Genomic DNA, 9,966 nt, shown 5'->3' on the forward strand with positions numbered 1-9,966 from the left:
TCAATAATTGGGTTAGCGAAGCGTGTTTTTACGCACATAATCTAAATAGGCTTCCAGGCTTTGTTGCCATAATGCCATCGCTTGCGTCAACTCACTGTCACTGGACTTTTTATCAAGTAAGCGACGCTCAATTTTTTTCAGCAGTAGGCCATATCGATTAAAGCCAAGTTGCATTGCTGTGCTAGATTGGCGGTGCAGTTGTCTAATGCATTGGTCATTGTCTTGAGTGAGCATTTGTTGAATATGAATTAACTTGTTCCGTGCTGATAGCACAAACTCATTGTAAATGGACGACACTTCATCTTCACTGAAGCTATTCTTTAATAAGCTCACGGCCGTTTCATCATAAAGTGTGTCGGTTAACTCAACGCTGATATTGGGTTTTTGTGCTGTTTGTGAATCGTTAAGTGCTTGGCGCAGCTTTTCTTGTTTAATTGGCTTACCGACAATGTCTTTGATCCCTAAAGCCAAATATTCTTTGACTTCATCTGGGCTGAGACTAGCAGTAAACGCAAGAAACGGCGTGCGTTGGTTTTTATGTTCTATAGTTTGCAGGCGGCGCAGTACTTCTTGGCCAGTGAAATCCGGCAGGTTCATATCAAGTAACACCACATCGAATTGAAACTCTGACAATAACTCCAAAGCGCTACTCCCATTGGTGGCCAGCTTCACTTTGTGTTCGTCGGTTGCCATAAACTCAATGGCAATTTTTTGATTAAGGTCGAGATCCTCGACTAGCAAAATATTCAAGCCAGTGATGCAATCAGAGCTATGATTACGTTGCTCAACAAGGCTCAATTCACCGATAGCCAAAGGAATATCAAAGCTAAATGAGCTGCCCTTGTTTAGTTCACTTAAAATATCAAGGTGGCTATCGAGTCTGTCGAGTAAGCGGCTGGTTATTGCAAGGCCAAGTCCTGTACCGCCTTTCACTTTACCTGCGCTACTTTGCACATAGGGTTCAGTGAGTTTACTGATGTCTTCTTCATCAATACCTGGGCCAGAGTCAATCACGCTAAATCGCACCACATGTGACATATGCTGCTCAGCTAATAATTCAACACGGATCTTCACACACCCCTTGTCAGTAAACTTTATTGCATTACCAACGAGGTTGATGATGATTTGTCGCAGTTTTTGTTGGTCACAGTAATAACATGCTTGTTCAGGTAATTCGTATATTAATTCGAAGCTGAGCTTTTTCTGTTCGGCCAGTGGGCTTAACAATAAGCAAAGGTTATTGAGCCAGCTTTTTAATTCGACATCTTCTTCATAAAGAGATTCGTCGCTTTGGTCTAAGCTGGCATAATCTAGTACTTTATCTATGAGTAAGTTTAAGGATTCTGCCGAGTTAATAATGGCTTCACAGTAGGCTTTATTGCGGTGGTTTGTCGTGCGGTTAAGTACTAATTGTGCACTTCCTAAAATACCATTCAGTGGTGTACGAATTTCATGACTAATGGTAGATAAAAACAATCCTCTGATCTCAAGGTCTTTTTTGGCTTTGTCTGTTAATTGGTTCAGATGGTATTCGCGTCGCTCATTGCACAGTAGTGCCATACCTGTTGCATAAAAAATAGGTGCCAGAACCCCATTAATGAATAAGGTGATAATAAACCAATTGTCTTCTAATAAAGTAAAGGAGGTTACTTCACCCATGAGGACTGTACGGGCTATAAAGGCACTCATAACGAGTGTCAGAACGATACCGTAAACAATTGTGCCATTAGGGTACAGTGGTCGTGCAAATCGGAAGAAGATGTAAAGGAGAAATATTGCTTCACAAATATGTTGTAAGTCAGAGACAAAAATACGACAGCGTAAATCATCATCGACCACACTGAAGTAGACGAGGGCGGCGAGTAGAAACGCCGTAATGATGAGAAATAAGCGAAGCTCCCAGCCTCGATAATTTAAAAACTGACATATAGCGAGACAATGAATAATTGAGGCGGCAAAGAGCAGGGTATTGGCAATCCCAATAGTTTGCCATGACTCAATATCACTGTGCACAAAAAAGCCGACGATAGCAGAAAATAACACCATAGGGTAAAAAATATAGAGCAAGGTGCCGGGCGTATGTTTGTTTGCACGCCAAGTCAAAAAGTTTAGCAATGTCATCATGGCCATCATGACAGCACTGGTAAAATAGAGTGTTTTAGGGTCAAACATTATTGTTATTTTTTGAGGGTTTGTTGTTAAGGATAGAGATTACAGCGGAAGGAGTAAAGAAACAAAAACAGCCGTATAGTACGGCTGTTTTTATTGGTAACACGATTTAGCGAATTTCGTCAGGGATATTTTGCTGTGCCCAAGACAATAATTCGATACGGTTACGGCATTTGGTTTTTCTAAATGCGCTATATAAATGTGTTTTAACCGTATGCGGGCTAATATTGAGATCTTCAGCAATCTCTTTATTTTTTGCCCCTTTACTCATTAGCGATATAATTGCTTTCTCACGTTTGGTAAGTTTTACCGGTTCAATATCGCCTTCGGTTAACTTATGTAATGCGTCCTTGTTATATTGCAACATGCGGTTTAAGGCGTTACACATAATCTCACGACGATACCAAAGCTGATCTTCCATAAGAAGACGAATGCCCTTCATCAGTACATCAGCGTTATCGGTTGTATAAAATACACCTCGGATCCCACTTAATAATGCACGATTGGCAAGTTCAGGATTTTCATCCAAGTTAAATAATATGATATCGCAACTTACTTTCAGCCTGACTAATTGTTCTTTTAATTTATTCCAAGCATCATTGGTTGCGGTTTCTATAAATAATAGGCGTGTCCCTTCAGGTACATCTGCTATATCGGTACCTGTGGTTACATCTAGTCCTTGCGTTTTCAGCAATGGCTGCAAAACGTTAATTCCTATGGTGTTAATAGGCTCTTTATCTAATAACAAAAAGGCAGAACTGCTCATTTTTGGCAACACTCTTATTCCAACTGATGATTCAATGCTAACACGGGACTCAGGCCTTTTGTATTAGAATCTTCATCAAACGATAGATAGTTTTGCTATATGTAATCGACATATAACGCTATGAATACAAATGAATTACATTACCTATATCATAACTTTATGATATAGATGGCTTTTCATGTTTTCGAAATAATAACTTACTTGTTTACATTCCTTAACAGAGAATATTTTAAAGTAGTTCTTTTTTCGTATTTGTATATGGTGGCCACCCCATTGTTTTACCTGCTAGTAGGTGTAGGTGAATATGGTATACAGTTTGCCCACCATGCTCATTACAGTTCATAACAACACGATAGCCATCTTCGGCAAAGCCATGTTCTTTAGCTAGTTTAGCAGCAACTGCGTATAAATGGCCGACAAGGTGTGAATTTTGTTCAGTCACATCGTTGATTGTTGCGATTCTTGCTTTGGGGATCACCAATACATGAAAAGGGGCTTGTGGATTTATGTCTTTAAAGGCGAGTGCTTTATCGTCTTCATAGACAATATCAGCGGGGATTTCTTTATTAATGATTTTGTCGAAAATTGTACTCTGGCTCATTGATAATCCTAAATAAAATGCTTCTCTTATACAAAGGAAGAGAAATTAAAAGTTAAGGTGTACACTAATGACAAAGTTTGGCCTGAGTGTCAAACCACGAAATGTAATTATACGTAAATAAAAGGAGCAACCATGATGAAAATAATAAGCTACGTATGTTTCGCACTATGTCTTGGTATGGTTATGAAAGACAGCCACGGTGCAACAGTTCGTTTTAACGAAGAGTTATTGCCATTACAGGTGAACGATAAGGTGATTGACCACTCATTATTCAGTAACGTGACTGAACTTGAACTTGCCTCTGGTAGCTATGCGGTGAAACTGCAGTATAGTGATTTATATGAACTGGAATATGATGAGCATGAAGTGGTTGAGTCAGATGCTTTTTGGGTTGAATTAAACATCATGATGGAGGGGGAGTACTTAATTACGCTTCAACGCCCCGACGAGGTCGAAGAAGCTAAATTGTTTGCGAAAAATCCCCAAGTGACGATAGTGTCGCCAGACAAAAATAGACAAATTGCTGATAAACGTGCGCGTTTTATGCCGCAGGCGTATGCCTCGCAGCCAGTTGCAGCGCCTAGCTCTCGTCATTCAGTAAGCACGGCTGATATTGAAGGCGCACCAAAAGATCGGGTGAAGCACCGTCAGGCAGCGCCTATGCAAGGCGTTATGCACCCAGATGCGGCTACGATGTTAGAGTTTTGGTGGGAGCAGGCAAGTGCAGAGCAGCGCGCTGCTTTTTTACAAAAAATTAAAAAGGGCTAGGAGTAGCCCTTTGATAGAAAAGCAGCTGAATAAGTTACTTATTAAAAATCGCGTCAATGGTGCCTTGTGCGAGTGGGTGATAGCCCGGACGCGCTGCTTGGTAAACCTTTTGGCCCCATGCGCGTTTACCATTTTTAACCAAGGCTTTGTACAAGGGTACAATCAGCTTGCGACGGCCAATACCTGATAAATGTTCATCCAGAGCGGGGTAAATTGCCTGATATCCATTGCCGACCGCAAGCATATACCATGCAAAAGCACGCTCTGCATTAGTAGAAGTCGTGAGATTAAAGGCGCTGTCGAGCTCTGTCATTTTATCTAAACTAAGATCTCGAGGTAGGTTATTGATAAAATGCAGCCATTCGTGAACTGTCCACTTGTTAGTAGGGAGTGCGGTTGCTGAAAGGTCACCGTTTAACCATGCCGCAGAGACTTTATCAACATTAATAAATGCGTCTGATGTTGGGTTAGGGGCATCCGCAGGTAATCCCGGTTGGTGGATCCATTCATTGGCCTTGTCTAGGCTGACAATGCCTGGGTACTTTTCGAGTAAGTGTGTATTTAAGTACACGGTAAACTCAGCCGTGGTCAGAGACTTAAATGAATATTTACTAAAGTAGCCTTTGACAAATTCATCAAACCGCGCACGGCCAAATTTTTCTTCTAGATACAACAAGAACAGTTGGCCTTTAGTGTAAGGGACTGAGCTAAAGGCATCATCTGGATCGCGGCCATTGAGTTTTAAATTTAAGCGTGTATCTGGCGCGGCAATATTTTTGAGTTGCTTTTTAAGGCCCGCAGTATCGAGTGCTTGCTCCATCACGGCGCGTTCACGGCCAAATACTTCTTCCATAATGCGGTTTTCAACATAAGAGGTAAATCCTTCGTTTAACCAAAGGTCTTCCCATGTTGCGTTAGTGACTAGATTACCAGACCAAGAGTGTGCCAGCTCATGTGCGATTAAGTTCACCAAGCTTTTATCACCCGCTACAACGGTGGGAGTAATGAATGACAGGCGTGGGTTTTCCATGCCACCAAATGGAAAGCTCGGTGGGAGCATGAGTAAGTCATAGCGTCCCCATGCGTATTCACCATACATCACGTTGGTTTTATCGATCATGGCTTGTGTATCGTTAAATTCAGCCACGGAAGCGTCTAAAATTTGTGGCTCTGCGAAAATAGCGGTTTGGTGAGACATTTCTTTATATTCAAGGTTACCTGCACCAATAGCGATTAAATAAGGAGGGATAGCTTGTGGCATATCAAACCAATAATCCCCGTCTTTAATAAAAGCACCTGAGTTATCAGCACTCATCACGGCGCGAACGTCCTCAGGTGTGTTTATTCGAGCTGAATAGGTAACACGCATTGCTGGCGTATCTTGGACTGGGATCCAGCTGCGCGCATGAATGGCTTGCGACTGGCTATACATAAATGGATGTGTTTTACTCGCCGTTTGAATTGGGGTTAACCACTGCAAGCCAGAAGCTTGAGGCAAGCTATTGTAATAAATGCGTGCTTTTTTAGCTTGCTGTTTAAACGTAATGGTTAATTTGGCACCTTTTACATCGTCTCGTTTTGCCAATGTAAATGCTGCTTTATGCCATTGGCCATTTTTCCCTTGATACATGACTTTATCGATTTCTAAATCGCGAGTATCTAGTACTAATGTGCGCGCTTGGGCTGTGCGCCAATCTAAGGTGTGCTCTACAAAACCTTCTAGTTGCTTATCGGCAAAATCAACATCTAAATCTAAGTGTAAGTGGGTACTAATTACGTCGTTTAGGTTAGCGTAGGTATGTTCGTCTACGGCTTGTGTTGCTAAGGCTAAGTGAGAGAAACCAGCCAGCATTAAACTGGTAGTTAAGGCAGAAAGTTTCATAGGATCCTTGTTCTTTATTATTAATAAAATATCGGGTGGTAGGCTTTTATACCATGCTTATCATGAAAGTCACATACTGATGCGCCAAGCATCGCAATGGGTTAAACTATTCGATATTATGAGATTTAGGTTTAAGGCACGTACGTGCAAGCATTACAGTCACTTCACACTTTTGCATTACCTCACACATGTCGAGATGTTGTCCAGATCGAGGATCCTCAGCAGTTACGAGCCGTTGATTTTTCGCAGCCATTTTGTGTATTAGGCGCGGGCAGCAATACCGTTTTTATCGACGACTTTATAGGCACTGTGGTTCGAATTAACAATAAAGGCATAGGCATTGTAGAACATGATACGTTTTGGGATGTGGAGGTGGCTGCGGGTGAAAATTGGCATAAGTTGGTAACTGGTTTACTCGCAAAAGGGATCCCTGGGCTTGAGAACTTAGTGTTGATCCCTGGCACCGTGGGCGCAGCACCAGTACAGAATGTTGGGGCATACGGTGTTGAACTTGCTCAGTTTATAGAGTACGTAGATGGCTTTAATATTGACACTCAGTCTTTTGAACGGTTGAACCGAGTGCAATGCCAGTTTGGTTATCGTGACTCTATTTTTAAGCATGCTTTAAAAAATCAGTTTGTAATAACTCAAGTAGGTTTGCGCCTCAATAAACGCTGGCAACCAACTTTGAATTATGGCCCATTACAAACACTAGATGAAAAGACGGTTACCGCGCTACAAGTGAGTGATGCTGTGGTGGCGATCCGTCAAAGCAAACTACCTGATCCAGAGATATTACCCAACGCTGGGAGCTTCTTTAAAAACCCGGTGATCTCCGAGGCGCATTACCAAGCGTTACTTGCTAAGTATGCCAATATGCCAGCGTACTCGGCAGGAATTGGACAACGCAAGCTGGCAGCAGGTTGGCTTATTGAGCAGGCAGGCCTTAAAGGGTATCGCGTGTCGGGGGTACGTGTATATGAAAAGCAAGCGCTGGTATTGGTGAATGAAGGTCATAGCTCAGGCTGTGCCTTATGTGAGGTGATCCAACATGTGCAACAAAGAGTTGCACATCAGTTTGAAATTCAATTAGAACACGAAGTAAGGCTGATTGGCCGCGAAGGTGAGGTGAGTGTGCAGGAGAAGAGTAATGGATAACGCTCCACAAGGTAATAAATTAGCGATTTTACATGCACTCAACCAAGGTGGCTTTGTATCTGGGCAGGTACTAGCGACACAATTGGGGATTAGTCGCGCAGCCATTTCAAAACATATTCGTTCGTTACAAGAAATGGGCATTGATATTTTTACTCTCAATGGCAAAGGATATTGTTTAAACGAAAGCTTACCTTTATTAAACAGTGAGGAAATCCAACAGCATCTTGCCTCGTTGGCTTGTGAGAATAATGTTGAAGTCAGGCCTATTATTGATTCTACAAACACAGAACTAATGCGTCGAATTCAGCAGGGCGATGACTTGGTCTCGGGTCAGGTGTTAGTTGCTGAAATGCAACAAGCGGGGCGTGGGCGACGAGGCCGAGTGTGGCAGTCACCTTTTGGCGCGAACCTCTATTACAGTTATTACTGGAAACTAGAAGAAGGGCTGCAGGCTGCGATGGGGGTATCTATTGCGGTTGGGTTGGCGGTATATGATGCCATCGAAGCCTTGTATGGCTTATCTGCAGCGCTCAAATGGCCCAATGATATTTATTTACATGGCCGAAAACTGGCAGGCGTATTGGTTGAGCTTGAAGGACAAGTTGAGGGGCCATGCCATTTAGTGATTGGCATTGGCATTAATTTGCAAATGCCAGAAACCGCGTCTAAACACATTGATCAGCCTTGGACTGACTTGGCATCACATACCCATAGCTTAAATAAAAATGCCTTGGTTGCCCAATTAACCCATTGTTTGGCCCAACGGCTCGCGGTATACCAAGTGTCAGGGTTAACGACCATGGTTGAGCAATGGAATAACGTGAATGCATTTGGCAATGAGATGGTGACGTTATCAACGGGTATGCGAACATGGCGTGGTGTTTGTGAAGGAATTGACACACAAGGTGGTATTGTACTGCGTCAAGATGGTGAGTTAAAAAGTTACTATGGCGGTGAAATATCACTGCGCAAGGATAGTGTGTGAGATTACTGGTCGATGTAGGTAATACTGCAGTTAAGGTGGGGTTGGACTGCGATGGTAAAATTGCGCAGATCAATGAAACGGATATTCCGTGGTTAGATGTGGATGATATTGTCGTCGCGCAGGTAGGGCATGCCAATGCACTCGCTTCGATAATACAGCATGCAGCGCGTTATAATATCAATATAAGACAAGCAACCGTGACGCCAAAGCTTGGTAAGGTGAATTGTGGTTATACCCAATATCAAAATTTAGGGATCGATCGTTGGTTAGCGGTGATTGCAGGTCATTACTTATACCCAAATCAATATTGTGTTGTCGTTGACTCAGGCACGGCAACAAAAGTGGATGTGGTCAATCAAGTTGGACAGCACTTGGGTGGCTGGATATTACCGGGTTTAGATATGATGATCGCAAGCCTTTTGGCTAATACAGAAAAAGTATTTAGTGATAACACCAGTTTATTTGAACAAGGGCTGGGTCGTAATACGCCAAATGCGGTAAAAAATGGCGCATTAGTATCAACATTGGGTGCAGTCTATACCGCTATTGCGCAATTAGAGTGTGATGCGACAGATATTCAAGTTATTTTTGCTGGTGGCTATGGTGAACTATTACAGCAACATTATGATAAGCCAAGTGTCTTTATCGATGACTTGGTATTGAAAGGGCTGAAAAATTGGTGTGATTTTATACGTTAATTGCTGTTTTCAGGGGTTTTTGCTGTAATAATGAGCATTAAGGTAAAAAACTTTGATTTTTTTTGATTTTACTCTTGCATCACCCCCAACCTTGCTCTAGAATCCTGCCCCGTACTAAAGCAGTGCCGACTTAGCTCAGTTGGTAGAGCAACTGACTTGTAATCAGTAGGTCATCCGTTCGACTCGGATAGTCGGCACCATTTTCTGCACTCTTATGCAGAAGCTTTAGACAAAGAATTGTTATGTGGAGGGGTTCCCGAGCGGCCAAAGGGATCAGACTGTAAATCTGACGGCACTGCCTTCGCTGGTTCGAATCCAGCCCCCTCCACCACTTTATTCTTGACGGTTAGAGGTAGTTAAGAAAACAGTTTGCTAAAGCGGGCATCGTATAATGGCTATTACCTCAGCCTTCCAAGCTGATGATGTGGGTTCGATTCCCACTGCCCGCTCCAGTTTTCTGGTGTTGCTGATATAGCTCAGTTGGTAGAGCGCACCCTTGGTAAGGGTGAGGTCGGCAGTTCAAATCTGCCTATCAGCACCAGGCTGCTGAATCTTCTCAAACGCTTCCTTTGATTTGTCCTAAAATATTCATTTATTGAAAAATTCTAATCCGCATTTTCGTGGGTTGTTTTTATATGTAATCTAGACACATAAACGATAGGTTCCGTCATGGCAAAAGAAAAGTTTGAACGCGTAAAACCGCACGTAAACGTTGGTACAATCGGCCACGTTGACCACGGTAAAACTACCCTAACTGCAGCAATCACTAACGTACTTGCAAAAGTATACGGTGGTGAAGCAAAAGACTTCGCAGCAATCGATAACGCTCCAGAAGAGCGTGAGCGTGGTATCACAATTTCAACGTCTCACGTTGAGTACGATACACCGACTCGTCACTACGCACACGTAGATTGTCCAGGACACGCGGATTATGTTAAA

At 42.6% G+C, this 9,966-nt stretch carries 9 protein-coding genes and 4 tRNA genes; 9 read left to right on the forward strand and 4 right to left on the reverse strand.

Translation table 11 applies throughout. From position 1 onward, the window contains the following. Nucleotides 1-12 precede the first annotated feature (12 nt). The 3 genes from BGP78_RS20550 to BGP78_RS20560 all read right to left on the reverse strand — a co-directional run bounded on the left by BGP78_RS20550 (nucleotide 13) and on the right by BGP78_RS20560 (nucleotide 3,536). Nucleotides 13-2,172 (reverse strand): ATP-binding protein, encoded by a 2,160-nt coding sequence (locus tag BGP78_RS20550; RefSeq protein WP_119863155.1) that lies wholly within the window; start codon nucleotides 2,170-2,172, stop codon nucleotides 13-15. 106 nt (nucleotides 2,173-2,278) lie between these two features. Further along, nucleotides 2,279-2,935: a helix-turn-helix transcriptional regulator gene (locus tag BGP78_RS20555; RefSeq protein ID WP_021032157.1), complete on the reverse strand. Its 657-nt coding sequence runs from the start codon at nucleotides 2,933-2,935 to the stop codon at nucleotides 2,279-2,281. 229 nt (nucleotides 2,936-3,164) lie between these two features. Next, nucleotides 3,165-3,536, reverse strand: a complete 372-nt coding sequence (locus tag BGP78_RS20560) for a histidine triad nucleotide-binding protein (protein ID WP_119863156.1) — start codon at nucleotides 3,534-3,536, stop codon at nucleotides 3,165-3,167. A gap of 132 nt (nucleotides 3,537-3,668) precedes the next feature. On the opposite strand from BGP78_RS20560, the gene BGP78_RS20565 reads away from it, so the two are divergent. Then, nucleotides 3,669-4,304, forward strand: coding sequence for a DUF2057 family protein (locus tag BGP78_RS20565; RefSeq protein WP_119863157.1), 636 nt, complete (start codon nucleotides 3,669-3,671; stop codon nucleotides 4,302-4,304). A 34-nt stretch (nucleotides 4,305-4,338) separates the two neighbouring features. Here BGP78_RS20565 and BGP78_RS20570 read toward each other — a convergent pair whose 3' ends face one another. Beyond that, nucleotides 4,339-6,186: a M1 family metallopeptidase gene (locus tag BGP78_RS20570; protein ID WP_119863158.1), complete on the reverse strand. Its 1,848-nt coding sequence runs from the start codon at nucleotides 6,184-6,186 to the stop codon at nucleotides 4,339-4,341. A gap of 144 nt (nucleotides 6,187-6,330) precedes the next feature. Between BGP78_RS20570 and murB the strand changes: the two genes are divergently transcribed. From murB to BGP78_RS20610, 8 genes are all read left to right on the forward strand, one after another. Then, nucleotides 6,331-7,344 carry a UDP-N-acetylmuramate dehydrogenase gene (gene murB, locus BGP78_RS20575; RefSeq protein WP_119863159.1) on the forward strand — a complete coding sequence of 338 codons (1,014 nt, stop codon included), beginning with the start codon at nucleotides 6,331-6,333 and terminating at the stop codon, nucleotides 7,342-7,344. Then, nucleotides 7,337-8,329 (forward strand): bifunctional biotin--[acetyl-CoA-carboxylase] ligase/biotin operon repressor BirA, encoded by a 993-nt coding sequence (gene birA, locus BGP78_RS20580; protein ID WP_119863160.1) that lies wholly within the window; start codon nucleotides 7,337-7,339, stop codon nucleotides 8,327-8,329. Before murB ends, birA begins: the two co-directional genes overlap by 8 nt. After that, nucleotides 8,326-9,027 (forward strand): type III pantothenate kinase, encoded by a 702-nt coding sequence (locus BGP78_RS20585; protein WP_119863161.1) that lies wholly within the window; start codon nucleotides 8,326-8,328, stop codon nucleotides 9,025-9,027. The genes birA and BGP78_RS20585 overlap by 4 nt, the downstream gene beginning before the upstream one ends. 124 nt (nucleotides 9,028-9,151) lie before the next feature. Further along, nucleotides 9,152-9,227, forward strand: a tRNA-Thr gene (locus BGP78_RS20590). 46 nt (nucleotides 9,228-9,273) lie between these two features. Further along, nucleotides 9,274-9,358: transfer RNA gene (locus tag BGP78_RS20595), tRNA-Tyr, on the forward strand. Between the two features lie 46 nt (nucleotides 9,359-9,404). Further along, a tRNA-Gly gene (locus BGP78_RS20600) sits at nucleotides 9,405-9,479 on the forward strand. A gap of 13 nt (nucleotides 9,480-9,492) precedes the next feature. Then, nucleotides 9,493-9,568 (forward strand) — tRNA-Thr (locus BGP78_RS20605). 128 nt (nucleotides 9,569-9,696) lie between these two features. After that, nucleotides 9,697-9,966 (forward strand): GTP-binding protein (locus BGP78_RS20610; RefSeq protein ID WP_259386389.1); only part of this gene is annotated, 270 nt, incomplete at its 3' end.

Origin of the sequence: Pseudoalteromonas sp. MSK9-3 (genome assembly GCF_003590335.1) — a bacterium.
GTDB lineage: Bacteria > Pseudomonadota > Gammaproteobacteria > Enterobacterales > Alteromonadaceae > Pseudoalteromonas.